Annotated in this window: 20 protein-coding genes and 2 pseudogenes; 11 read left to right on the top strand and 11 right to left on the bottom strand. The window is 69.3% G+C overall.

Features of this window, described 5'->3' with window-relative positions:
* Positions 1 to 3: 3 nt before the first annotated feature.
* Positions 4 to 663, top strand: coding sequence for a cysteine hydrolase family protein (locus DLJ53_RS02340; protein ID WP_202912962.1), 660 nt, complete (start codon positions 4 to 6; stop codon positions 661 to 663).
* A 4-nt stretch (positions 664 to 667) separates the two neighbouring features.
* Here DLJ53_RS02340 and DLJ53_RS02335 read toward each other — a convergent pair whose 3' ends face one another.
* Complete coding sequence (locus DLJ53_RS02335; RefSeq protein WP_111342000.1) at positions 668 to 1,489, bottom strand: SAM-dependent methyltransferase; 822 nt, start codon at positions 1,487 to 1,489, stop codon at positions 668 to 670.
* 391 nt (positions 1,490 to 1,880) lie between these two features.
* Here DLJ53_RS02335 and DLJ53_RS02330 point away from each other — a divergent pair, with 391 nt between their 5' ends.
* Positions 1,881 to 2,333 carry a MerR family transcriptional regulator gene (locus DLJ53_RS02330; RefSeq protein WP_111341998.1) on the top strand — a complete coding sequence of 151 codons (453 nt, stop codon included), beginning with the start codon at positions 1,881 to 1,883 and terminating at the stop codon, positions 2,331 to 2,333.
* A gap of 98 nt (positions 2,334 to 2,431) precedes the next feature.
* Here the strand turns inward: DLJ53_RS02330 and holA are convergent, their stop codons facing one another.
* The 5 genes and pseudogenes from holA to leuS form a co-directional block, all read right to left on the bottom strand.
* Positions 2,432 to 3,457: a DNA polymerase III subunit delta gene (holA, locus tag DLJ53_RS02325; protein ID WP_111341996.1), complete on the bottom strand. Its 1,026-nt coding sequence runs from the start codon at positions 3,455 to 3,457 to the stop codon at positions 2,432 to 2,434.
* Entirely contained in the window at positions 3,454 to 3,978 is a 525-nt protein-coding gene (lptE, locus tag DLJ53_RS02320; protein WP_111341994.1) for an LPS assembly lipoprotein LptE, read from the bottom strand. Before lptE ends, holA begins: the two co-directional genes overlap by 4 nt.
* Positions 3,965 to 4,480: a class I tRNA ligase family protein gene (locus DLJ53_RS36595; protein ID WP_404801137.1), complete on the bottom strand. Its 516-nt coding sequence runs from the start codon at positions 4,478 to 4,480 to the stop codon at positions 3,965 to 3,967. Before DLJ53_RS36595 ends, lptE begins: the two co-directional genes overlap by 14 nt.
* 54 nt (positions 4,481 to 4,534) lie before the next feature.
* Positions 4,535 to 4,672, bottom strand: a pseudogene (locus tag DLJ53_RS36590) (class I tRNA ligase family protein); the annotation flags it as partial.
* Positions 4,673 to 4,972: 300 nt separating this feature from the next.
* Positions 4,973 to 6,778: pseudogene (gene leuS, locus DLJ53_RS36510) on the bottom strand (leucine--tRNA ligase); the annotation flags it as partial.
* A 68-nt stretch (positions 6,779 to 6,846) separates the two neighbouring features.
* Here leuS and DLJ53_RS02310 point away from each other — a divergent pair.
* The gene (locus DLJ53_RS02310; protein WP_111341990.1) at positions 6,847 to 7,536 is read left to right on the top strand and encodes a YggS family pyridoxal phosphate-dependent enzyme; all 690 of its coding nucleotides are present in this window, start codon (positions 6,847 to 6,849) and stop codon (positions 7,534 to 7,536) included.
* A gap of 16 nt (positions 7,537 to 7,552) precedes the next feature.
* Here DLJ53_RS02310 and DLJ53_RS02305 read toward each other — a convergent pair whose 3' ends face one another.
* The gene (locus tag DLJ53_RS02305; RefSeq protein WP_111341988.1) at positions 7,553 to 7,888 is read right to left on the bottom strand and encodes a GIY-YIG nuclease family protein; all 336 of its coding nucleotides are present in this window, start codon (positions 7,886 to 7,888) and stop codon (positions 7,553 to 7,555) included.
* A 176-nt stretch (positions 7,889 to 8,064) separates the two neighbouring features.
* On the opposite strand from DLJ53_RS02305, the gene hemH reads away from it, so the two are divergent.
* Positions 8,065 to 9,129 (top strand): ferrochelatase, encoded by a 1,065-nt coding sequence (gene hemH, locus DLJ53_RS02300; protein ID WP_111341986.1) that lies wholly within the window; start codon positions 8,065 to 8,067, stop codon positions 9,127 to 9,129.
* Between the two features lie 27 nt (positions 9,130 to 9,156).
* On the opposite strand, the gene DLJ53_RS35455 is transcribed toward hemH, so the two are convergent.
* Entirely contained in the window at positions 9,157 to 9,300 is a 144-nt protein-coding gene (locus DLJ53_RS35455) for a hypothetical protein (protein WP_202912961.1), read from the bottom strand.
* Positions 9,301 to 9,468: 168 nt separating this feature from the next.
* Between DLJ53_RS35455 and dctP the strand changes: the two genes are divergently transcribed.
* From dctP to DLJ53_RS02275, 5 genes are all read left to right on the top strand, one after another.
* Complete coding sequence (gene dctP / locus DLJ53_RS02295; RefSeq protein WP_111341984.1) at positions 9,469 to 10,443, top strand: TRAP transporter substrate-binding protein DctP; 975 nt, start codon at positions 9,469 to 9,471, stop codon at positions 10,441 to 10,443.
* A gap of 60 nt (positions 10,444 to 10,503) precedes the next feature.
* Entirely contained in the window at positions 10,504 to 11,082 is a 579-nt protein-coding gene (locus DLJ53_RS02290) for a TRAP transporter small permease (RefSeq protein WP_244934983.1), read from the top strand.
* Between the two features lie 4 nt (positions 11,083 to 11,086).
* On the top strand, positions 11,087 to 12,403 hold the full coding sequence (locus DLJ53_RS02285) for a TRAP transporter large permease (protein ID WP_111341980.1): 1,317 nt from the start codon (positions 11,087 to 11,089) through the stop codon (positions 12,401 to 12,403).
* On the top strand, positions 12,400 to 13,932 hold the full coding sequence (locus tag DLJ53_RS02280; protein WP_111341978.1) for a malonate--CoA ligase: 1,533 nt from the start codon (positions 12,400 to 12,402) through the stop codon (positions 13,930 to 13,932). The genes DLJ53_RS02285 and DLJ53_RS02280 overlap by 4 nt, the downstream gene beginning before the upstream one ends.
* A gap of 340 nt (positions 13,933 to 14,272) precedes the next feature.
* On the top strand, positions 14,273 to 15,211 hold the full coding sequence (locus DLJ53_RS02275; RefSeq protein ID WP_111341977.1) for a bile acid:sodium symporter family protein: 939 nt from the start codon (positions 14,273 to 14,275) through the stop codon (positions 15,209 to 15,211).
* Positions 15,212 to 15,421: 210 nt separating this feature from the next.
* Here DLJ53_RS02275 and DLJ53_RS02270 read toward each other — a convergent pair whose 3' ends face one another.
* From DLJ53_RS02270 to DLJ53_RS02260, 3 genes are read right to left on the bottom strand one after another with little or no spacing between them, the layout of a single operon-like run.
* On the bottom strand, positions 15,422 to 16,744 hold the full coding sequence (locus DLJ53_RS02270; protein ID WP_111341975.1) for a DUF6005 family protein: 1,323 nt from the start codon (positions 16,742 to 16,744) through the stop codon (positions 15,422 to 15,424).
* Between the two features lie 4 nt (positions 16,745 to 16,748).
* Positions 16,749 to 19,727, bottom strand: a complete 2,979-nt coding sequence (locus DLJ53_RS02265; RefSeq protein WP_111341973.1) for an IucA/IucC family protein — start codon at positions 19,725 to 19,727, stop codon at positions 16,749 to 16,751.
* A complete protein-coding gene (locus DLJ53_RS02260) occupies positions 19,711 to 21,465 on the bottom strand; it encodes an IucA/IucC family protein (RefSeq protein ID WP_202912960.1) in 1,755 nt (584 codons plus the stop codon). Before DLJ53_RS02260 ends, DLJ53_RS02265 begins: the two co-directional genes overlap by 17 nt.
* Before the next feature lie 342 nt (positions 21,466 to 21,807).
* Here DLJ53_RS02260 and DLJ53_RS02255 point away from each other — a divergent pair, with 342 nt between their 5' ends.
* Together DLJ53_RS02255 and DLJ53_RS02250 are read left to right on the top strand one after the other, a co-directional pair.
* Positions 21,808 to 23,841: a TonB-dependent receptor domain-containing protein gene (locus DLJ53_RS02255; protein ID WP_111341971.1), complete on the top strand. Its 2,034-nt coding sequence runs from the start codon at positions 21,808 to 21,810 to the stop codon at positions 23,839 to 23,841.
* Positions 23,841 to 24,173 carry a DUF2218 domain-containing protein gene (locus DLJ53_RS02250; RefSeq protein WP_111341969.1) on the top strand — a complete coding sequence of 111 codons (333 nt, stop codon included), beginning with the start codon at positions 23,841 to 23,843 and terminating at the stop codon, positions 24,171 to 24,173. The genes DLJ53_RS02255 and DLJ53_RS02250 overlap by 1 nt, the downstream gene beginning before the upstream one ends.
* Positions 24,174 to 24,262: the final 89 nt, after the last annotated feature.

Raw genomic sequence — 24,262 nt, 5'->3', positions numbered from 1 at the left:
GACGTGCCCAAGCTGACCGTTGCCACCGCCACCACGGCCGACCGCGAGCGTCCCATCGAGAAGGGCAAGACGGCGCTGCTGTCCATCGACATGCAGAACATGGAATGGACCGCCGAGCGCGCCGAGCGGGCCCGCCGCGGCGAGGAGGGCGACGCGCACTTCCTGACCCGCCTGACCGACACCGTGATCCCGAACCAGCAGCGCCTTCAGGGCGCCGCGCGTGCGGCGGGGGTGGAGGTGATCTTCACCGTCATCGAGGCGCTGACCCAGGACGGTCGGGACATCAGCCTCGACCACATGATCTCCGGCCTCTTCATCCCCAAGGGTGCGTGGGAGGCGGGGGTGATCCCGGAGGTCGGGCCGGCGGGCGACGAGATCATCATCCCGAAAACCGCGTCGGGCATCTTCAACTGCACCAACATCGAGTACGTGCTGCGCAACCTCGGCGTCGAGTATCTCGTGATCTACGGCGTATGCACCGACCAGTGCGTGGAGACGACGGTGCGCGACGCGTGCGACCGCGGCTTCCTGGTGACGCTGCTGCCGGACTGCTGCGCCACCCACGAGGAAGACCGGCACCACGCCTCCATCAAGATGCTGGACGGCCATTACGCCCGCGTGAGGACCACGGACGAGATGCTCGGCGAGTTCACCGCGCCCTGACCGTTCAGGCGGCGCGCGCGACGATCATGATCGGGGCGATGTCCCCGGCGTTCAGCGCAGCGATGAGGTTAGCGAAGCGCGCCTTGTACTTGTCCTCGAAGAGGACGTGGAGGCCGAGCGGGGGCGGGCCGTGGGCCTCCGCGCGTGCCCGCGCGGCGGCGAGCACGCCCATCGCGAGCTCCAGAAGTGAACCTTGGGTTTCAATAGTGAAGTCGGTAACTTCAAGTTTCTCGATATATTGCTCCGGCGACTCCACGAAACTGGTGTCCTCGGTGGCGGACCAGGGGACGGGGTACTCCAGCGGCCGCCCGGTCGACGACATGACGTCGTAGACGACGAAGCGGGCGCCGGGGACCAGCGCCCGGCGCACCGCCCGGAAGACCGCCGTCTTGTCGGCGATGTTCATGCCGACGTGGAGCATCATCGCTGCGTCAAACGCCTGATCCGGCAGGTCTTTCGTGACGTCGCCCTCGATCAGCGTCACGCGGGCGGCGAGGCCGCAGCGGGCGGACAGTTTATTGCCGAGCGCTACGTATTGAGGCGTGAGGTCCATCCCCGTTACTTGGCATTCCATTTGAGATGCCACCGCGCGGGCCGGTCCGCCCAGCCCCGCGCCGACATCGAGGACGCGGTCGCCGGGCCCGATTGCGAGCCATTGGGCCACCCTATGGGTCGCGTCGAGCCCGCCGAGATGGAATTCGTCCATCGGTGCAATGTCTAATGCACTGAAATGCTGAGGATTCAGACCGGCGGCGCGGATGGCGTCGTCGATCCGCTGCTCGAAGCCTTCCGGGGCATAGTGCGAGGTCACACGGTCGACCGACAATGTTCGTCTCCCATATTGGAGTTGAAGAACATTTTACCGGGTGTAGCGACTAAGCTCAGCCTATGTTGTCTTGCATAACATAAACCGATCAGTGTATAAAAACGTGTAATGACAGACGCAATGGAATGCAAAATCTCAACAATCGAAAGTTGTGACTCGCCCGAGCAAAGCGTTCGCTAAACCTCTCGTCTGGCGAGAGACGCTGCTGGGCAAGACGATCGACAGCTCACAGCAGTATAGGCGCTTTATCGCATGGGCGCGGACGTGGGACGTACCGCTGCGTCTGAAGTGTCATGACGAATCGGAAGAGAGATACCATTTTCGACGATCATTCTGACCGCCGGGCCGGGCCGCTGCGTTCGCTCGGGACCCAGCATGGATGGAGATGCGGATGGAAGCCTCGAGCGAGGTCGCGGGACAGCCGCGGCTGGTATGGAATCGCCGTGCCGTGACCGAAACGTTCTACACAGTGACGCAACTTGCGGACGAACTCGGGATGACGCCGCGCGCCGTACGGTTCTACGAGTCGAAGGGACTCATCTCGCCGAAGCGCGCCGGCAGCACGCGGATCTATACCGAGCGCGAGCGGACGCGCCTCGTCCTCGTCCAGCGCGGCAAGCGTCTCGGCTTCTCGCTGCAGGACATCAAGGACTATCTCGAGCTCTACGAGGCGGACCAGAGCGACCAGGAGCAGCTCACCACGCTCCTCGACGGCGTCCGCAGCCGGATCAGCCAGCTCGAGGAGCAGAGCGCGGCGCTGGCGCTGACCATGACCGAGCTCCGCGAGATCGAGGTTCAGGCGTCCGAGGCCCTCGCCAAGCTGAAGCGCTGCAAGGTCGGCTGAACCGGTGCGGCCTCCGCGGCCGCATACTCACGCCGGGCCGATGCCGGGAGCCGGCATTGGTCTATTGTTCGAACAATTGAAGCGGCGGTGCGGCCCGCCTATCGCCTGGAGACCTGCGAGGCGATGCGCATCAGCACGTCGCGCGTCGTCGCGGCGGCGAGGTGCGGCATGATCCGCGTCCGGAACGTCGCCTCGGCGATCGCCTCGGAGGCGGCGCGCAGCTTGCCGGGCGGCCAGATGTCGAGCGCGCGCGGGGCCATCGTGCGATGGGAGCCGAAGAGGGGCGGGCGCACGTCCTCCACCGCCCGCGTCGGGCTGGCGCCGGCGGCGACCGCGACGGAGGCGAGCTCCAGCGCATGCGAGACGCGCTGCGCCATCATCAGGATCTGCACCGCGGCGCTGTCCTGGCGCAGGACCCGCGCCAGTACGGCGTCGAGCGCGCGGCGGTTGCCGAGGAAGGCCGCGTCCACCGCCTCGCCGATCTCGCTGGCGGCGACGTCGCCGACCACGGCGTCGATGTCGGCGATGGTCACCGCCTCGCCGCCCGCGGCGTGGAGGCAGGCCTTCACCACCTCGTTGCGCGAGGCGGCCCGGTCGGCGCCCAGCCGCTCGCGCAGCACCGCGCGGGCGTCAGCGTCGATGGTGAGGCCGAACTTGGATGCCTCCTCCTCGATCATCAGGTCGAGATCGCGCCCGGTATCGGCGGGACAGTAGACGGCGACGGCGCGCGCGTGACCCTCGACGTCCTTGCGAAGGCCCGTGCCGCGCTTCAGGTCCCCCGCCTCGACCACGACCACCGCATCGGTGGGGGGGTGGTCGAGCAGCGGCTGCACCGAGGGCGACATGTTCCGCCCCGCCGCATCCCGCACCAGGATCAGCCGCTTTCCGCCGAACATCGAGATGGTGCCCGCCTCGTCGATCAGGCGGGCGGGGTCCGACGCGACGGCCGCCGCGTCGAGCTTGACGATGGCGAAGGGGTCGTCGCTGTCGGCGAAGAGGGCGAGGATCGCGTCGGAGACCTCGGTGACGAGCCCGCGGTCGGGCCCGAACACCAGGATCACCGGCGGCAGCTTATCGCGATGGGTGAAGCGCCGCCCGACCTCGGAGGCCTTCGCTGCGGTCACGAATCGGAGCGCTTGGCCGCGAAGTAGGCGGCGATGCGGCCGGAGATGTTTTCCGCCATCGACCGTGCCGCCCGCTCGCGCGCGTCCTTCTCGGCACGCTCGTTGGCGAAGCGCTGCGAGGAGAAGTCGTACGACGAGGTCGCCGTCGAGGCGCCGGTCAGAAGGGTGCGCTGCGTCGCGATCTCCGACAGGATGAAGGTCGCGTTGAGCGTCACCAGGATCGCCGCCGGCAGGTCCTGCTCCAGCTCCACCGCGAGGCGGTCGTCGCTGACGTCGACCACGAAGCGGAGGCGGTAAAGCGGCGCATCGGGTGAGCTGCCGTCACCGCGGAACAGGAACTTCAGCTCGTTGGTGAGCACCTGCTCGGTGCGGTCGCGCGGCGGATCGACGGCGATCGCCATCAGGTCCGGCTGCGGCGAGCGCACGCCACCGGAGGCCGCGTCCAGGTAGAGCGGCCTGACCTGGCAGCCTGCGACGGCGAGAGCCGCCGCGAGGGCGATGATGGCGCTACGCCACGACATTGACGATCCGTTGAGGCACGACGATCACCTTGCGGGGTGGACCGTTGAGGAAGCGTTTCACGTCTTCCAGTTCGAGGACAGCGGCCTCGATGTCCCCGGCGGCCGCGTCCTTGGCCACCGTGATCTCGGCGCGCTTCTTGCCGTTCACCTGAACCGGGAGGGTGATGGCGTCCTCGACCAGGAGGCTCTCGTCCACCGTCGGCCACGCGGCCGAGGAGACGAAGCCCTCGTTGCCCATCGCGATCCAGCATTCCTCGGCGAGGTGCGGCATCATCGGCGCGAAGCAGCGGATCAGCGCCTCGACGCTCTCGCGCAGGACGGGGCCGGGGGTCGCGTCGTCGCCGAGCGCCTTCTGCAGCGCGTTGGTCCACTCGTAGATGCGGGCGACGGCGCGGTTGAAGCCGAGACCCTCGATCGCCTCCTCGATGGCGCGGACGGCGACGTGGCTGGCCTTGCGCAGGGCGAGGCCGTCGCCGGTGCCCGGACGGTCCATCAGCGGCACCGACTCCTGCACCAGGCGCCAGATGCGCTGCACGAAGCGATGCGAGGCGTCGAAGCCGGCGTCGGTCCACTCGATGTCACGCTCGGGCGGGGTGTCGGACAGCATGAACCAGCGGGCGGTGTCTGCGCCGTAGGTCGACAGCACCGAGTCCGGGTCGACCACGTTCCGCTTCGACTTCGACATCTTCTCGACGCCGTAGGTGAACGCGGGGGTGAGGTCGTTCTTGGTGACGTTGACGAGCCACGCCTCCGCCGGCTGCGCCCGCAGCGGGTGCTCCGGCGAGAACCAGACGCGCTTCTCGAACAGCGGCTCGCTGCGGCTTTCGGCGAAGAAGGCGTCGTAGGCCGCGCAGGCGCTGGTCTCGACGGCCGGGTCGAGGAAGTGGTGCAGGAGCTGCCTGTCGATGCGCGGATCGTTGTCCAGCCGGCGCGACACCTCGATGTGCCGGGCATAGTGCGCGGCGAGGCGGGCCGCCTCCTCCGGCGTCGCCGGGCGGGTCTCCTCCGGCGCCAGCCAGTCGCGGAAGAGGCCGCCGAAGGTCTCGTGCGTGACCATGCCCTGGGTGAAGAGGCCGCGGAACGGCTCGGGGCACTCGCCGAAGCCCGCCTTCGCCACCGCGCGCATGAAGAAGCGCGAGTAGAGGAGGTGCAGGATCGCGTGCTCGATGCCGCCGATGTACTGGTCGACGGGGAGCCACGCCTCCATCACGTCCTTCTCGATCGGCGCGGCGGCGTCCGGCGCGGTGAAGCGCGCGAAGTACCAGGACGAGTCGACGAAGGTGTCCATCGTGTCCGTCTCGCGCTCGGCTTCGGCGCCGCAGGACGGGCAGGTGACGTGCTTCCAGGTCGGGTGGCGGTCCAGCGGGTTGCCGGGGACGTCGAACGTGACGTCGTCGGGCAGCTTCACCGGCAGCTGGTCGTCCGGCACCGGGACGATGCCGCAGGCCTCGCACTTGATGACCGGGATCGGGCAGCCCCAGTAGCGCTGGCGCGAGATGCCCCAGTCGCGCAGGCGGAAGTTCACCTTGCGCGTGCCCTGCGGCGCGCCGTCGAGCATGGTGGTCTCGAGCCGGCCGGCGACCGCCTCCTTCGCCTCGGCGATGGTCAGGCCGTCGAGGAAGTCGGAGTTGAAGATCACGCCGTCGTCGGTGAAGGCGTCGGCGCCGACGTGGAAGGTGTCGTCGGCGTCGCGCGGGCGGACCACGGGCTGGACCGGCAGCGAGTACTTGCGGGCGAAGTCGAGGTCGCGCTGGTCGTGCGCCGGGCAGCCGAAGATGGCGCCCGTGCCGTACTCCATCAGGATGAAGTTGGCGACGTAGACCGGCAGCGTGACGTCGGGGTCGAACGGGTGGGCGACGCGCAGGTTGGTGAAGATGCCGCGCTTCTCGGCCTTCTCGATCTCGACGAGGCTGGTGCCCATCTTCTGCGTCTCGGCGATGAACGCCGCGACGTCGGGGTTATGTTCGGCGACCGCCCTGGCGATCGGGTGCCCGGGCGCGACCGCCACGAAGGACGCGCCGAAGATCGTGTCGGGCCGGGTCGTGAAAACCTCTATGTCGGTGATGCCGGACGGTTCCTTCACCGTCAGCGGGAAACGCATCATCAGGCCCTCGGAACGGCCGATCCAGTTGCGCTGCATCAGGCGCACCTTGTCGGGCCAGCGGTCGAGACCGTCCAGCGCCTCCAGGAGATCCTGGGCGTATTCGGTGATCTTGAAACACCACTCCGGCAGCTCGCGCTGCTCCACCGGCGCGCCGGAGCGCCAGCCCTTGCCGTCGATCACCTGCTCGTTGGCGAGCACCGTCTTGTCGACGGGGTCCCAGTTCACCTTGCGGGTCTGGCGCGTGACGAGGCCCTTCTCCAGGAAGGCCAGGAACAGGCGCTGCTGCTGGTGGTAGTACGCGACGTCGCACGTCGCGAACTCGCGGCTCCAGTCGAGGGACAGGCCCATCGACTTGAGCTGCTTCTTCATCGCCTCGATGTTGGCGTAGGTCCACTTGGCGGGATGCGTGTTGTTCTGCATCGCCGCGTTCTCGGCCGGCATGCCGAACGCGTCCCACCCCATCGGGTGCAGGACGTTGAAGCCCTTGGCGCGGCGGTACCGCGCGACCACGTCGCCCATCGTGTAGTTTCGGACGTGGCCCATGTGGATGCGGCCGGAGGGGTAGGGGAACATCTCCAGCACGTAGTACTTTGGGCGCGGATCGTCGTTGTCCGTGCGGTAGATGTCCGCCTCGTCCCAGGTGGCGCGCCACTTGGCTTCGGTGGCGGGCGCGTTGTAACGCTCGTGGGTACTCATTCGTGTTCGGAACCGGCGTGGGAGATGTCGGCGGACCATGGGTTAGCAAGCGCGAAGGGTCAACCGCCATGACAGGTGAAGTGAGCGAAGCCGGCGTCGCCGAGCGATTGACTGTGGTGCAAAGGTCGATCGCCGAGGCGATGAAACGGGCCGGCAGGACAGATGTGGTGGACCTCGTCGCCGTCACCAAGACCTTCGAGGCCGCGCATGTCCGCCCCGCGCTCGTCGCCGGCCAGCGGATCGTCGGCGAGAACCGCGTGCAGGAGGCGAAGGCCAAGTGGCCCGCCCTGCGCGAAGAGTTCCCCGACATCGAGCTGCACCTCCTCGGTCCGCTCCAGTCCAACAAGGCCAGGGACGCGGTGGCGCTGTTCGACGTGATCGAGAGCGTCGACCGCGAGAGGATCGCCGAGGCGATCGCGAAGGCGGCCGAGGCGGTGGGGCGGATGCCGCGCTGCATGGTGCAGGTCAACATCGGCCGCGAGCCGCAGAAGGCGGGCGCCGAGCCGGAGGAGGCCGCCGCGCTGGTCGAGCGCTGCAAGGCGCTGGGCCTGGCGGTGATCGGCCTGATGGCGATCCCGCCGGTCGACGAGGCGCCGGGACCGCACTTCGCCGCGCTGAAGGCGATGGCCGACGGGATGGGCCTTCCCACCTCGATGGGCATGTCCGGCGACTACGAGGAGGCGATCGCCCACGGTGCGCGCTGGGTGCGCGTCGGTTCCGCGATCTTCGGCTCCCGCCCGCCGGTCGCCCCGGCCTGACGGCGCCGCCCGCGCCTCAGGCGGGCGCCGCGTCCAGCTCCTCGGCCCAGAGCGCGAGGGATTCCTTCAGCGCCCGGTCGCGGTCGCGGCCGGTCAGCTCCTCGTCGAGCGTCTCCACGCGCTCGAAGGTGAAGGCCGCCTCGCCCTCCTCCTTCCACGCCGCCTGCATCCGGCGGTTGAGGTTGATGCCCTGGCCGAGGGTGAAGCGCATCCGGTTCTCGATCGCCTCGAGGTTGGGGGTGCTGCCGACCCAGCACTCGCCCGTCGTCGTGCAGCGTACGGCATAGATTCCGGCCGGGGTCTTGCGCTCCTTGTAGGCTGCGATGGCGGCCCGTCGTTCCGTGCGGTCCATGGTCGCCCCTCCTCGACGGTTGCGTGGCCGGCTCCAATACACCATTCCCGCCGGAGTCGCGCGGCGCGCCGGCGATGCTATAGCGGGAGACCATGCCCCCGGGTCGCGTCGCGCACACCGGTCGCCTGCCGTGCCGACCGACCGAGGGCCCGAACGGGGTGGAAGGAAGACAGACGATGGACATGCCGAAGACGGCGGCAACGCCGCACGCGGGACTGCCGAGCCGCTTGCCGGAGGGACACCCCGCCGTGCGATCCGGCCGCATCGGCGTGCTCCTCGTGAACCTCGGCACGCCCGAGGGGACGAGCTACTGGCCGATGCGCCGCTACCTCAAGGAGTTCCTGTCCGACCGCCGCGTGATCGAGGTGCCGCGCTACATCTGGTGGCCGCTCCTCAACCTCGTCATCCTGACGACGCGCCCCGGCCGCTCCGGCAAGGCGTACGACGAGGTCTGGAACCGCGAGCTCGACGAGTCGCCGCTCAAGACCGTGACGCGCAGCCAGGCCGAGAAGCTCGCCGCCGCGCTGTCGGCCGACCCGCGCATCGAGGTGGACTGGGCGATGCGCTACGGCCTGCCGCCCATCAAGGAGAAGCTGGAGGGGCTGGCGGCGAAGGGATGCGAGCGGATCCTCCTCTTCCCGCTCTACCCGCAGTACGCCGCCGCGACGACGGCCACGGTGAACGACAAGGCGTTCGAGGCGCTGATGACGATGCGCTGGCAGCCGGCCCTGCGCACGGTCCCGCAATACTGCGACGACCCGGTCTACATCGACGCGCTGGCCCGCTCGCTCGAGGAGCATCTCGCCACGCTCGACTGGGAACCGGACCTCGTCCTCACCTCCTATCACGGGATCCCGCAGGAGTATCTCGACAAGGGCGACCCCTACCACTGCCAGTGCCACAAGACGACGCGGCTCCTGCAGGAGCGGCTCGGCTGGCCGGACGGCAGGCTGAAGGTCACCTTCCAGTCCCGCTTCGGCAAGGCGGAGTGGATCAAGCCCTACACGGACGAGACCGTGAAGGCGCTGCCCGGCCAGGGCGTCAGGAAGATCGCGGTGATGATGCCGGGCTTCGTGACCGACTGCCTGGAGACGCTGGAGGAGATCGCCGGCGAGAACGCCGAGTACTTCCACGAGGCCGGCGGCGAGAAGTTCACCGCCGTGCCGTGCCTCAACGACAGCGAAGCCGGCATGACCGTCATCGAGCAGGTGGTGCGTCGCGAACTGATGGGGTGGATCTGACCCGGCAGGGCGGGAGCGACAGGCCCGTCAGGCCCAGAGCGCGGACAGAAGCGCGAGGGCCGCGGCCCCGCCGAGCGATGCGATGACGATGAGACGCGAGCGGCGGTGCTTCAGGATGATTTCGCCCTGCCGCGCCTTCGTCGCTGGGTAACCATTCTCATGGTCAGGCATGAGGTTCTCCCTTTTCGGGGGGCAATGGATACCTGTAGGATTTTGTTCCGAAATCGGCTGGCGCTGCTGTGAGCCGCTGAATACTGCCTTGATTATATGGGCGATAAGCCGCAGGCTGCGGCCCATCTGAAGCGGTCCGACAGATGACCGCTCATTTGGGAGGTCCATATGTTCTTTCGCCTGACGGCGTCCGTCGCCGCGCTCGTTCTCGTCCCCAATCTCGCGTTCGCGGTCGATCTGAAGCTGAGCCATCAGTGGTCCACCAACGACGTGCGCCACAAGGTCGCGCAGATGGTGGCCGACGAGGTCGCCGACGACGGGATCAACATCCAGATCTACCCGTCCGCGTCGCTGTTCAAGGCGAACGAGCAGTACAACCCGCTGTCGCGCGGCCGTCTCGACATGACGGTGCTGCCGCTCTCCTACGCCGGTGGCCAGCGCCCCGCCTACAACCTCACCCTGATGCCGGGCCTGGTGAAGAGCCACGACCACGCCGCGCGCCTCGTCGAGTCGCCGTTCATGGACATGCTCGAGGAGATCATGGCCGAGGACGACGTGATGGTCCTCGTCCACGGCTACCTCGCGGGCGGCTTCGCCGGCACCGAGGAATGCATCACCGGCCCGGAGACCGTGAAGGGCAAGCAGATGCGCGCCGCCGGCAAGGCGTTCGAGCAGATGCTCGCCGAGGCCGGCGCCTCGATCACCTCGCTGCCGTCCTCCGAGCTCTACTCGGCGATGCAGTCGGGCGTGGTGGACGCCGCGAACACCTCCTCGTCGAGCTTCGTGTCCTACCGCCTCTACGAGCAGGTGAAGTGCTTCACGCCGGTGTCGGATTATTCCCTCTGGTTCATGTATCAGCCGCTGCTGATGAACAAGTCCACCTTCGAGAGCCTCACCGAGGACCAGCAGAAGGCCCTCCTCGAAGCCGGCAAGAAGGCGCAGGCCTTCTACCTGGAAGAGGCCAAGAAGGAGGACGACGCCGCCACCGAGAAGTTCCGCGAGGCGGGCGTCGAGATCGCCGAGATGACCGAGGAGGAATTCAACGCCTGGCGCGAGGTGGCGAAGGCTTCCTCATACAAGGAGTTCATCGCCGAGACGCCGAACGGGCAGGAGCTCCTCGACGCGGCGCTGGCGGTCCAGTGACAACCCCCACCGGATGACCGCATGACCATGACGGCGACACACCGGCCCCCGCGGGGGCCGGTGACATTCTTTGGGCAGGTGGTGCGCGGTATATCGCGCGTCTGTGGCGTGCTGTCGGCGACGATGATCGTCGCCTCGGTCATCATCACCTGCCAGCTCATCTTCGTGCGTTTCGTGCTGAACCAGTCGACGATCTGGCAGACCGAGGCGGTGACCTACCTGATGATCGGCGCCACGCTGATCGGCCTGCCCTACGTCCAGCTCCTGCGCGGCCATGTGAACGTCGAGCTGGTGCCGCTGCTGCTGGCGCCCCGGTACCGGCGCATCCTGATCGGCATAACGACGCTGCTGACGCTGCTGATCGCGCTCTTGATGCTCTTCTACGGATACGAGCTGTTCAGCTTCGCCTGGCAGCGCAACTGGCGGTCCGACACGGTCTGGGGCGTGAAGCTCTGGATCCCGTACATCGCCCTGCCGGTCGGCTTCGCGCTCTACTCGCTGCAGCTCCTCGCCGACATCGTCTCGCCCGCGCCGCCGCCGCTGGAGGAGCCGACGCTCACCGGCGTCGTCGACCCCGTCGCGCCGGAGCGGCCGGACGCCGGCGAGAAGGCCGCCCTCTCCCGCCCCGCCTCGGAGTGAGCCGATGGATCCGTTGACTCTCGGCGCCCTCATCGGCGTCGCCACAGTTGTCGTCCTCTTCTCCGGCATCTCCGTCGCGGTGGGTCTCCTCGTCGTGTCGACAGGCTTCCTGCTGGTGTTCGACGGACCGGGCTCGCTGGAGCTGCTGCCGGAGGTCTTCTTCGCCAACCTCGACGACTTCGCCCTGCTGTCGCTGCCGATGTTCATCATCATGGGCGCGTCGATCGCCTCGACACGGGCCGGCGCCGACCTCTACGAGGCGCTGGAGCGGTGGCTGACGCGGGTGCCGGGCGGACTCGTCGTCTCCAACCTCGGCGCATGCGCCCTGTTCGCGGCGATGTCCGGCTCCTCGCCGGCGACCTGCGCGGCCATCGGCAAGATGGGCATCCCTGAGATGAGGAAGCGCGGCTACCCGGCGACCGTCGCCGCGGGCTCCATCGCGGCCGGCGGCACGCTCGGCATCCTCATCCCGCCGTCCGTCACCATGATCGTCTACGGCATCTCCACCGAGACCTCGATCGGGCGCCTCTTCCTCGCCGGCGTCGTGCCGGGGCTGCTGCTGGTGGCGCTCTTCATGGCCTGGTCGATCTACTCCACCTGGCGGCAGGGCGCCGGGGAGGTGCTGTCGGCGACGCGCTACACCTGGCGCGAGCGGGCCGAGATGCTGCCGCGCGTGCTGCCGTTCCTCGCCATCATCGTCGGCGTCCTCTACGCGCTCTACGGCGGCGTCGCGACGCCGTCCGAGACCGCCGCGGTGGGCGCGCTCCTGTGCGTCCTCGTCGCGATGGTGATCTACCGCCTCTACGACCCGCGCGCGCTCTGGGTGGTCCTGCGCGACTCGACCCGCGAGAGCGTGATGATCCTCTTCATCATCGCCGCCGCGGGCGTCTTCGCGTTCATGATGTCGAACCTCTTCGTCACCCAGTCGATCGCCGAGTGGATCAAGGAGCTCGAGGTCAACCGCTGGGTGCTGATGGCGGTGATCAACGTCTTCCTGCTGGTGGCCGGCTTCTTCCTGCCGCCCGTGGCGGTGATCCTGATGACGGCGCCGATCCTCCTGCCGATCGTCACGGCGGCGGGGTTCGACCCCTACTGGTTCGCCGTGATCCTCACCATCAACATGGAGATCGGGCTGATTTCGCCCCCGGTCGGCCTCAACCTTTATGTCATCAACGGGATCGCGCCGGACATTCCGCTCAAAACGATCCTTCTCGGATCGCTGCCTTACGTCCTATGCATGATCGCAGCGATCGTGATCCTGTCGATCTTTCCATGGCTCGCGACCGGTCTGCCGACCCTCGTGATGGGACCTGCCCTATGAACCACCTCATCGATCAACTCCTGACCGGCAAGGATGCCGCCGCCCCGTTCGCCGAGGTCCCCGGCAATCCGACGCGATTCTACACCTACGGCGACGCCGCCGAGATCTCCGGCCGGTACGCGGCCCGCCTCATCGAGCTCGGCGTGAAGCCGGGGGACCGCGTCGCCGTCCAGGTGCCGAAGTCCATCGAGGCGCTGATGCTCTACCTCGCGGTGGTGCGTGCCGGCGGCGTCTTCCTGCCGCTCAACACCGCCTACACCCCGTCGGAGGTGTCGTACTTCGTCGGCGACGCGGAGCCGGTGCTCGTGTTCTGCGACCCGAAGGACGAGGCCGCCATCCGCCCCATCGCCGAAGAGAACGGCGCGCGGATCGAGACGCTGGGCGTCTCCACCGGCCCCGGCGACACGGCCGGCAGCTTCCTCGCCGGTCTCTCGGACGGCCTCTCGCTGGGGGCGGACGTGCCGCGCGGTCCGGACGATCTCGCCGCGATCCTCTACACCTCCGGCACCACCGGCCGTTCCAAGGGGGCGATGCTCTCGCACGACAACCTCGCCTCCAACTCGGCGACGCTGGTCGGGCACTGGCGCTTCACGCCGTCCGACGTCCTCATCCACGCCCTGCCGATCTACCACACGCACGGCCTCTTCGTGGCCACGAACACGGTGATGATCTCCGGCGCGTCGATTATCTTCCTGCCGAAGTTCGACGCGAAGGAGGTGATCTCGCTGATGCCGCGCGCGACCGCGCTGATGGGCGTTCCGACCTTCTACGTGCGCCTCATCGCCGAGCCGGAGCTGGGCGAGGCGTCGAAGTCGATGCGCCTCTTCGTGTCGGGTTCGGCGCCGCTGCTCGCCGAGACGCACGACCGCTTCCGCGAGATCACCGGCATGGCGATCCTCGAACGGTACGGCATGACCGAGACCAACATGAACACCTCCAACCCCTACGACGGCGACCGCCGCGCGGGGACGGTCGGCTTCCCGCTGCCGGGTGTGGAGCTGCGCATCGTCGATCCGGAGGCGTCGGAGCTGAAGATCCTGCCGCAGGGCGAGATCGGCATGATCCAGGTCCGCGGCCCCAACGTCTTCAAGGGCTACTGGCGGATGCCGGAGAAGACCGCGGAGGAACTCGCCGCCGACGGCTGGTTCACCACCGGCGACCTCGGCAAGGTCGACGAGCGCGAGTACGTGCACATCGTCGGGCGCGGCAAGGACCTGATCATCTCGGGAGGCTTCAACGTCTATCCGAAGGAGGTGGAGAGCGTGATCGACGAGCTGCCGGGGGTCGACGAGTCCGCGGTCATCGGCGTGCCGCATCCCGACTTCGGCGAGGGCGTCATCGCCGTCGTGGTGCCGCGCGCGGGCGAGACGCTCGACGCCGCGACGATCGAGGCGGCGCTCAAGGACAAGCTCGCCCGCTTCAAGCAGCCCAAGCTGATCGAGTTCGTCGACTCCCTGCCCCGCAACACCATGGGCAAGGTGCAGAAGAACGTCCTGCGCGAAAAGCACGCCGGCGCCTTCAAGCCGTAACGCGGCCGGCCGGCCGGGACCTCCGGCCGTCCACCCGCCGGGCCACGCTGCGCGCCGCGAACCGCACCGGACGCGCGCCGACCCGGTCCCGCGCGGCGCTCCGCCGACGGGGGGCGAGGTGCCGGGCTTTCGCGAGCGGGCATGAAATTTCCGCCCGGGTGTTTCCACCGGGGCGGCGCGTGCTCTAGACAGCCAGCGCGTCCAAGACGGTTCCGGTATCCTGCGCCGGTCGCCTTGCCGTCCCGACCCGTCCACCGAAGCGAACCCCCGACGTGACTTCCGCCATCATCGGCAGCCATCGACCCGGCCCCCGGCGTGCCGGTTCCCCCGTGCCGACGCCGTGCTGACCCGCCTCGTCGCGGGCCTCTCCTGGCTCGGCCGGCGGGGTCCGGCCGCGCTGGTCGTGCTGATGCTGGTCGGCATGGCCCTGCCGCCGCTCGGCGCGATCCTGCGGCCCTATGTCGGCGAGGGGGTGTTCGCCCTCCTCGTGCTCGCCTTCATGCGGATCGACCCGGAGCGGCTGAAGGCGACGGTGCGCCGGCCCGGCACGGCGCTGCTCAGCCTGGGCTGGACGATGCTTGCCGTTCCGCTCTGCGCCTACGTGGGCCTCACCGCGCTCGGCGTCGACGAGAGCGCGCCCGACCTCTACCTGTCGCTGATGCTCCAGTCGGTCACGATGCCGATGATGGCGACGCCGAGCATCGTCATGATGATCGGCCTCGACGGGACGATCGCGCTGGTCGGCATCGTCCTCGCCGGCCTGACGATGCCGGTCCTCGCCCCGGCGATCCTCGGCGTCGCGGGCGTTCCCATCGAGCTCGAGCCGACGCAGCTCGCGATCCTCCTCGCCGGGACGCTCGCGGGATCGGCCGCGCTCGGCCTCCTGGTGAGGCGGGTCGTCGGCGCGGCGCGCATCCAGCGCAACCGCGAGGCGATCGACGGCATGAACGTCATGTGCATGTTCGTCTTCGCAGTCGCGGTGATGGGCGACGTCATACCGTCCTTCCTCGCCGATCCGTGGTACGCGGCCGGCCTGACGCTCGTCGCCTTCGCCGCGAACGTCGGGCTGATGATGGTGTCCTGGCTGGTCCTGCGGCCCGCCGGGGGGCGGACGGCGCTGGCCATGGCCGTGACCGCCTCGCAGCGCAACATGGGGCTGATGCTGGCCGTCGCCGGGTCGGCCCTGCCGGGCACCGTCTGGCTCTACGTCGCCCTCGGCCAGTTCCCGATCTACCTCGCCCCGGTCGTCCTCAAGCGGGTCGCCACATACCTCAAGTGAGACTGCGGCGCAGCCATTCCGGTACGGAAAGGCCGCTGCCGCCGGCGGGCTCGGGTCCCACCAACGATCAGTCCCGCCTGACCGCCGGAGCCACCGTCGCGCTTTCCCCCTGGCGGCGGCTCCGGCGATCAGGCTCCCGCCCCGGATTGCGTGAGCGCTGGCGGGGAAGGCTCGGTGCCAGGGGCGGGAGCGGGTTGCGGAAAGCGGGTGCTAGACCGCTACGGCCGCCTCGAGCCTCGGTTCGGTCCGGGCCAGCCATTCCTCGTAGGCGGCGACGAGGGCGCGCTTGATCCGCGTTTCGCGTTGGTCGACCCGGTCGATCGCGGCGAGGACCCCCGGGATCTGCGTCCGCTCGCCGGTGCGCGCGAGCTTCAGGAGGTCGTAGTTCAGCGCCCTGAGACCCTGGATCAGCGCCTCGATCTCCTCGCACCAGGCCTCGAAGCTCTCCGTGTCGTGCCGCAGGGCGCGCCAGAAGAAGGCGAAGCCGTGCTCGTACGCGTACTTGCGCACGAGGAGGATGGGGAACTCGGCGACCGCCGCCTCGATGCCGGCGAGCGTCCGGCCCGGCCCGGCATGGATCGCCACGATCTCGCGCAGCGAATCCATCAGCGGATTCCGGCGCTTCAGGCTCTCCTCGAAATAGGCCGCGAGGTCTTCGCGGTGCGGCGGATGGGCTCCGGCGCGGTCGATCACGTAGCCGCCCTCCACCGTGGGCTGCGAGATCGCCGCGGCGACATCGACCACCGGCATCCGCCCCTCCCAGCGGTAGTCGACGTCGCGCACCAGCCACGTCGCCGCGTCCTCGGTGCGCTCCAGCAGGAGGTAGTGGGGGAACGGGTTCTTGTTGAAGATGTTCTCCCGGCCCTGCAGATGGAACATGTCGAGCATGACCATGATGTCCTCGTGCGGGGTGCGCCGGGCGAGGAGGTGGTTCATCCGCGTCAGGTTCTCGGCCTTGGTCCGGCGGGCGTCGTACCAGGGGCGCACGGTGCAGCCGTAGAGCCGCTCGGCCCAGGTGCGGAAGAACTCCTGGTCCATCCCCGCCTCGTGGTACTTCATGAACGAGCCGTCGCCGGTGACGAACGGCGCGTCCCAGACGCCGAAGTAGAGCGGGCGGTGGTCGACGCCGGGCGCCCGCTTCATGGCGTCCGCGACGCAGCTCACGAAGCAGTGCACCTTGATGTCGATGTAGTCCTCGCCGTGGACGCCCTCGCGGCGCGCCGCCTCGTCGAAGGCCTCGCTGGCGGTGATCGGCGTCGCGGCGGTCTCGCCCGTGGCGGCCGGTGCGGCGAGGTAGAGGTCGGCAAAATCGCCCACCGTTTCGGCGGCGCGGGTGGCGATGGCCTCCTCCGGCGCGACGAGGCCGTGGTCGGTCTCGAGGTGCAGCAGGAGGTTCATCGTCATCAGCGAGTCGAGCGCGAGGTCCGGGCCGAGGCGCGCGTCGGGGCCGAACGCTGCCATGTGGCGGTTGGCGAGGCGCTCGCGCAGCACCGTCTCGATGGCGGCGATGATGTCGTTGCGGGTCGTCGTCATGGTCTCACGCGTGCTCCAGGTCGCCCGCGGCGAAGGCGGCGGCGATCTCGCGGCGGTTGATCTTGCCGTTGGCCTGGCGCGGCACGGCAGGCACCTTCGCGGAGACGGCCGGGAGCTGGTGTCCGGCGAGCCGTTCGCCGCACCAGGCCCGCAGCGCGGCCTCGTCGACCCTCGCGTCGCCGGAATAGACCAGCGCGACGCGCTCCCCCGCGAACGGGTCGGCGACGCGGAAGGCGACGGCGTCGGTGACGCCCGGCATCGCCATCACCGCGTCCTCCACCTCCTTGGGGAAGACGTTGAGGCCGGCGACGTTGATGGTGTCGTCGAGCCGGGAGAGGAAGACGAGCGTCCCGTCCGCCCGGTAGCCGAGGTCCCGCGTCGCCACCGTGCGCCACGGGGTCGCGAGGCGGATCTCCACCGGGGCGTCGCGGCTGCCGTCCTCGAGGAGGCGGTGGTGCGGCAGGACCGCGCCCATGTCCGCCGAGCGCTCGGTCTGCGGGTTCACCGCGATGACGCCGGACTCGGACGTGCCGTACTGCTGGAAGAGGTTCGTGATGCGGCCGCGGATCGCCTCGAACCACGGCTCCGGCAGCAGCGTGCCGGAGGTCATCGCCGCGTGGATGCGCTCGTCCCCCGACAGCATCCGCGCCAGCGTGTGGAGGACCGCTGGCGAGGTGTAGAGCACCGGCCGCTCCACCTCGGCGAGGCGGCGCAGGAGGTGGCGCGGGTTGTCCGGCCGCACCACCACCGGCATCGCCCCCCGCTTCAGCCCTGCGAGCAGGCCGCAGATGAGGCCGTAGGAGTGGGACGTCGGCGCGGCGACGACCGGGGTCATCCCCTCCGGGGCGGTGAACGCGGCCACGTAGGAGGCGAGCTCGTCCTCGATCTCGCCGAAGGTGCGGGCGATGGGCTTCGGCGCGCCGGTGGTGCCGGACGTCATCTGCACGAGCTGGCCCGGGGCGAGCGTCGCGGCGCTCTCGGGCAGCGGTTCGGGCGGCGCATTGCCGTAGATGAGGTGGCTGCAGCCGGCGGCGATGGCGATCCGTCGCGCGGCGGCCGGCGGGCTCGCCGGATGGACCGGCACCACGCTCGCCCCCGCCTCGCGCAGGGCGAAGAAGGCGGCGAGCCAGACGGCCGGGTCCTCGTGGCACACGGCGTAGCTGCGGTCCGGCCGCAGCGGCAGGGCGGCGCCCCCCGCGAGCTCGGCGAGGCGGGCGGTGAGGGCGTCGCGGTCGTAGCGATGGCCGTCGATCTCGATCATGCCTTGGCACTCTGTGTTCGGATGAAGGGGGTTGGGGACGGCATGGCCGGGCAGGGCGTCCGGATCGTGCGGGTCGACCGGCGCCAGCTTCTGGGAGACGAGCGACTCCACCTTGATCCGTGCGGTTTCGTGGCCGAACCGGGCGAGGCGCTCCTCCAGCCCCTCCTCCCGGGCGTGCCGGCGGATGCGTTCGCGCACGCGCTCCCAGAAGGCGCGCTCGGGGTAGGCGTAGGCGGCGCCGAGGAGAGCCGAGACCTCGGTCAGGTTGAAGACGAAGAGCGTGTCCATGACCGTCCAGCGCAGCTCCTCGATGTCGCGCATCCAGAAGAAGAGGTCCGGCGTCGGGTCGCGGTAGGCATCGTCGAGGGCACGGAAGCTGGGCGGCGGATGGCCGGGCGGCAGCAGCTCCTCGACGTACTCGACGCTGTCGTGGAAGTCGCGGAGGGCGATGCGGACCGGCCAGCCGTCCCTGAGGACGAGGATCATGTTCTGCCCGTGCGCCTCGAGCGCGATGCCGTGCGCCACCATGAGGTGCCAGACGGGGAGCACCGCCACCTCGATGAGGCGCTCCACCCACGGCTCCAGCCCGTGCCTGGCGATGAACGGGTCGATGAACGGCCGGCCGTCGTCCTCCACCGCCATCAGTGCGGTGAAGGGGACCGCGCGCTCGCCGTGGCCGAGCCTCGCCTCGACGCTGTCGCGCCAGAGCGCCGAGGTGCGGTCGGAGAGCGGGTCGTCGCGGTCGAGGACGACGCCGGCGTACTCCTCCAGGAGCGTCACGGGCATGCGCCGGAAGGCCGGGTCGCCGGCGATGATCCCCGCCAGCCACGCCGACAGGTGCGGCGCGGCCACGACGCTGTGCGGCGGCAGGACGCGGCGGATCGACGTGTTGGTGACGTCGATCGGGAGCTTGATGCAGGCCGCCGCCGGGCGGTCGACGTTGAAGAGCGTGCGCAGCGACTGGCCGGCGAGGTAGCGGTCTCCGGTGGCGCCCAGCGGGATCACCGCGCCGGCGGAGATGGCCGCTGCGAACGTCCCGTCGAGCTGCGCGAGCTGGAAGGGGTGGACCGGCAGGAGGCCCGTGGCCTCGAGCGACCAGCCCGCGCGCTCGGCGACGACGGCGGCCTCCTCCGCGCCCGCCGGGCCGATCGCCTCGGCCCAGAAGTCGGGCCGGGTCGCCGCGCCCGACAGCGAAAGCCGCTCGCGCCGCACCATCAGCCAGATGAGGCGGAACGGCGGGGCGCCCTGGCCGTAGCGGGCCTGATCGGCGGCGGTGAAGCCGGTGCGGGACCGGAACGACGGATGATACGGGTGCCCCTCGTCGAGCGCCGATTCGAGGGCCGCGAAGGACGCGTCCCGCCGCTCGCGGAGGCGGGTGCCGACGCGGCCGCCGGCGTCGATGGTGGCCGCCAGCTCGGCCTCGAAGCGGGGCGCGGCCGGGGAGGCGGCGGCGACGTCGTGGATGAGCTGGGCGACGGTCCCGGTGGTCCAGCGCCCGCCGGCGTTCATCTCGACGCCGCCGGGCGCGAGGCGCGGCCGCCCGAACGGGCCGATCCGCCCGAAGGCGCGCCAACGCCGGCCGGTCGCCGTCCAGGTGAAGACGGTGCCGAAGGCGTCGCCGCTGGTCCGCACGTCGATCCTCCCCTCGTAGATCAGCGCGGCGGCGAGCTGGCGCAGGACGCGGTCCTGCGGGCGGGCGACGTCCTCAAAGGGTAAGGGCATGGCGATCGGCCTGGGTTCCGCCGAGCGGGGCGTCGAAGAGGACGTTGGGGCCGCGTGCGTAGAGCGGCCAGCCGTCGCCGCCGCCCAGCTCGTCGATGTCGAACAGGCGCGCGGCGAGGTTGCCCTTCATGGTGATGGTCGGTTCGTCGAGGAGGCGGCGGCAGAAGCGGCGACCGGCGGCCTCCGTCTCGATCGCCAGCCGCTCGATGCGCGCGCGCAGGAGGGCGATGAGCGCGCCCTCGTCGGCGAGCCCGTCGCGGCCCAGCCGGGCGATCACCGCGAAGATGTGGTTGACGACGAGGTAGTAGGCGAAGCGGTCGTTGATCTCGGCCTCGTCGAAGAAGAGGTCGTCGATCTCGTCCGCCTCGGGGATCACCTCGAGCAGCCGGTGGCGGTAGGTGTCGGCGAGGTAGTAGCCCTGGTTGTCGCGGTAGAACGAGGCTGTCGGGCGCCCGCCCTCCAGCTTCACGAGCGCGTTCTGCTGGTGCGCCTCGAGGGCGATCCCGGTCGCGTCGTAGAGCAGCACCAGCGGGACGAAGGCGACGTCGAGGTAGGCCGCGAACCAGGCCCGCGCGTCGCCGGGCGAGAGGGCGACGAGGCGGGCGAGCAGCGAGGCCTCGCCCGGCAGCGGCTCGCCGGTGAGCGCGGCGACGGTGATCGCTCCCGCCGCGCGCGGGCCGCGGAACGGGTTCTGCCGCAGGATGGTCTCGAACCCGCTCTCGGCGCGGCCTGGGAGGGTGACGGTCGCGAACGCCGTGTCGAGGAGGATCGAGAACGCCGGGAAGCCGTCGAGCACGCGGGTGCGGCGGAAGTAGCGCGCGATGGCGACGCCGGCATAGAGCTCGTTGCGGCGGCTGCGGCGGATGGAGTTGGTGATCCGCACCGGCAGGCTGAACTTCAGCATGAACGGAGCGTCCTCGCAGTAGACGGTCCGCATGGACGACGTCGCCTTGAACTCCGGGCCGATGGCGCCGAGCGGGCGCAGCGCACCGTCCGTCATCAGGGCCTCCACCTCGCCGTCGAGCATCAGCGCCTGCGCCTGGAGGGGGTGCATCAGGATGAGCCTCTCGCCGGGCGCGAGGTCCGGCCGCGCGATCCGCTCCATGCAGCGCGTCGCCGGGCACCGGCCGGCAGTGCGTTCCTCGACGATCTCGGCGCGGGCGGCGAAGCCGACGAGCTGGAAGGCGCCGCCGCTCTCCGGACCGTAGACGCCGCGCTGCCACTCGGTGACGCCCTGCATGCTCTTGGGCGTCGGATGGAAGCTGTGGCCGAAGACGATGGACTGCTCAGCGGCGATGAAGTCCATCCGGGCCGGGCGGCCCGCGCTGCCGGCGACGTTGGCGGCGATCGCCTGGCAGCTCAGCAGGACGCGCAGGTAGAGCTCGACCTCGCGGGCGCGCGCGGCGGGCGATCCGTTGCCGACGCGGCAGTAGGCCTCGCGCAGGAGACGGGCGACGGCGTCGAGCGGCTCGGTCGCGGTCCATCGCGGGCGGGTCGCGTCGGCCCAGCGGTGCCACAACATGCCGAAGCGATGCGGACCGCAGCGCGAGCGGACTTCTATTTCCGCGCGAAGGGCGCCGCCCTCGCCGGTGAGCTGCCACTCGATCCCGTTCTTGTCAGCCTGCGAAAAATCGCGGCCCCGGTCGATCTCGCGGAGGTAGCAATTGGCAAACGTCTCGAACGTCGCCCGGACCGCGATGTCGAAGGCGTCCTCCGCACTTATGGCCGTCGTGCTCACGGTATCTCCAGGGCTCGGCGCGATGCCGAAACCCGCCAGGGTGCGACCAAGCGCCCGAATCGTCAGTATGTTCGAGGCGACATAGCGCCCGTCCGTGGCGATAACAAGGAAACTGAACTTAAAGAGTCAACAATTTTGTAGGATGAACCGGGCACCTGAACCACTATCGAAATGGAACAGCTATAAATTGAGAAGCAAAAGCGTTGCAGGCCGGTCACAGTGATCTTGGCACGCCTGCAATAATCCAGAAAAGGATATTGGACTCAGATAGTCATATAAAAATCGCGTCCGTAAAAGTTGACCGTCCACGTCAGATTATCGGGCTGCGAAAGGGTTCGACCAATGCGCCACTCCCTCGTCCTGCTGGCCGCCTCCGCCAGTGTTTTTCCCTTGGAGGCGCTCGCGCAGACCGGGGTGATCGTGCTCGACCCGGTGGTCGTCGCCGGCGACCAGACCGGCGAGGGCGCGGGAGACGATGGCGCTGCCGCGGCGGCCGGGCAGGGCGGCGCGATCGCCGGCACCGGCGACACGGGCGCGCCCGGCAGCTTCGCCATCACGCCGGAGGAAATCGCCCGGACCAACCCGTCCGACCTGCAGGAGCTCTTCATCGACGAGCCGTCGGTGACGGTCGGGTCGTCCATCCCCGCGTCGCAGAAGATCTACGTGCAGGGCGTCGAGGAGACGAACCTCGCCATCACGATCGACGGCACGCGGCAGAACAACAAGGTCTTCCACCACAGCGGCACGACCTACATCGACACCGACCTCCTGAAGGCCGTCCGCGTCGATCCCGGCGTGGCACCGGCCGACGCGGGCCCCGGCGCGCTCGGCGGCGCGATCGCCTTCGAGACCAAGGACGTCGGCGACATCCTCGAGCCGGGCAAGATGTTCGGCGGCCAGGTCACCGGCGAGTACCAGACGAACGGCGACATCTGGTCTACCAGCGGGACCCTCGCCGGACGCTATCAGGGCTTCGAGGCGTTGCTCTTCGGCAAGTTCGCCGACGGCGGCCTGCGCGAGGACGGGAACGGCAACGAGATCATCGGCTCCGGGACGCACCTCCTGTCGGGACTCGGCAAGGTGGCCTATCAGGCGCCGACCGGCGACCGCATCGAGGCGGCGTTCGAGATCGTCAACGACGACGAGGACCGGCCCTACCGCGCCAACATCGGGCAGGTCATCGGCGGCCGCCCGTTCCCGCTGACGCGCCCCTACGACATCACCCGGCAGAACTACACGGTGACCTACACCGACGAGACGCCGCTGCCCTACTGGGACCCCAAGGTGCAGATCGGCTTCAGCAAGACCAACCTCGACATCGAGGAGCCTGACCAGGAGAGCTACGGGCGCACCCAGTCCCTCAACGGCCGCGCGCAGAACACCTTCAGCGGCGAGTACGGCTCGCTGGTCTTCGGCACCGACTTCTACGTCGACGAGGCGGAGCTCGACTACCGCTACCTCCCGGACCGGGCCTGGGACGAATCGGGCACCGAGCGGGCGCAGAACATCGGCTTCTACTCGCAGGCGCGGCTCGATCTCACCGAGCGTGTCCGGGCGTCCGGCGGCGCGCGCGTCGACGTGCAGCACTTCGAGGGCATCGACGGTGAGGGCGAGTGGAACGCCGGTCCCTCACTCAACCTGTCGGGCGAGGTGGACCTGACCAGCTTCCTGACCGCCTACGCGGGCGTCTCCCACGTCTGGGGCGGGATTCCGCTGGCGGAGAACTTCATCATCAACCCGACCTGGGTCTACGACGGCGACCTGAAGCCGACGACCTCCGACAACGTCGTCGCCGGCCTCAAGGGCGAGTACAACGGCTTCTCCGCCGGCGCGAAGGTCTTCCAGACCCGCATCTACAACGCGCGCACGCCGAGCTACAACGAGGGCCCGGTCGTCCAGCGGGACGTGCGCACCCGGGGCTACGAGCTCTCGGCCGGCTACGCCAACAACGGCTTCAGCGGCCGCGTCGCCTACGCCTACGTCGACGCCGAGATCGACGGCCGGCCGGCCGACACGGACGTCGGCCAGTACCTCACCACGCCGGTGGGCCACATCGTGACCGGCTCGGCCTCCTACCTCTACGCGCCGTGGGGGGTCAGGGTCGGCGCCAACATCGAGGTCGCGTTCGAGTACGACGACACCTACGACGCCGACATCGCGGGCGCCGGCGAGCCGCTGCCGGGCTACGAGGTGGTCAACGCCTTCGCGGAGTGGACCCCGGTCCAGTTCCCGAACCTCACCCTGCGCGGCGAGGTCAACAACGTCTTCGACGAGGCGTACGTCGCGCGCGGCACCTACGGCACCGAGTACGGCTCCGTTGTCCCGCTCTACGAGCCGGGGCGCTCCTTCCTCCTCAAGGCGACGGCGCGTTTCTGATGGCGATCATCGACCCCACCGCCGCGGGCCGTTCGGCGGCACACGTCCCGACGAGCCACGCGCAGCGCTACGTCACCCAGCTCGCCAGGCATTTCGCGCACAAGATCGACGTCGAGACCGGCGACGGCATCGCCGTCTTCCGCTTCGAATGCGGCACAGCGACCCTCACCGCGCGGAGCGAACGGCTCGACATCGAGGTCGACAGCCCCGACGCGGTGCAGCGGGTGGAGACGGAGGAGGTGGTGGAGGGCCACCTCGTCCGCTTCGCCTTCCGCGAGGCGCTCGGCCCGCTGGACTGGCAGAGCCGGGCCCGCTCCCTGCCCGAGCGCTAGGGCGGGACATGCGATAGATCAAGTCAGGCGCGAACGGATTGATATAATTGTACCTATATCGGCTGTCTTGCGCCTGTTCTTATTTGGAC

Origin of the sequence: Acuticoccus sediminis, assembly GCF_003258595.1 — a bacterium.
GTDB classification, from domain to species: domain Bacteria; phylum Pseudomonadota; class Alphaproteobacteria; order Rhizobiales; family Amorphaceae; genus Acuticoccus; species Acuticoccus sediminis.
Note: the sequence above shows the minus strand (reverse complement) of the source record. Positions and strands in the feature narration are given on the sequence as shown.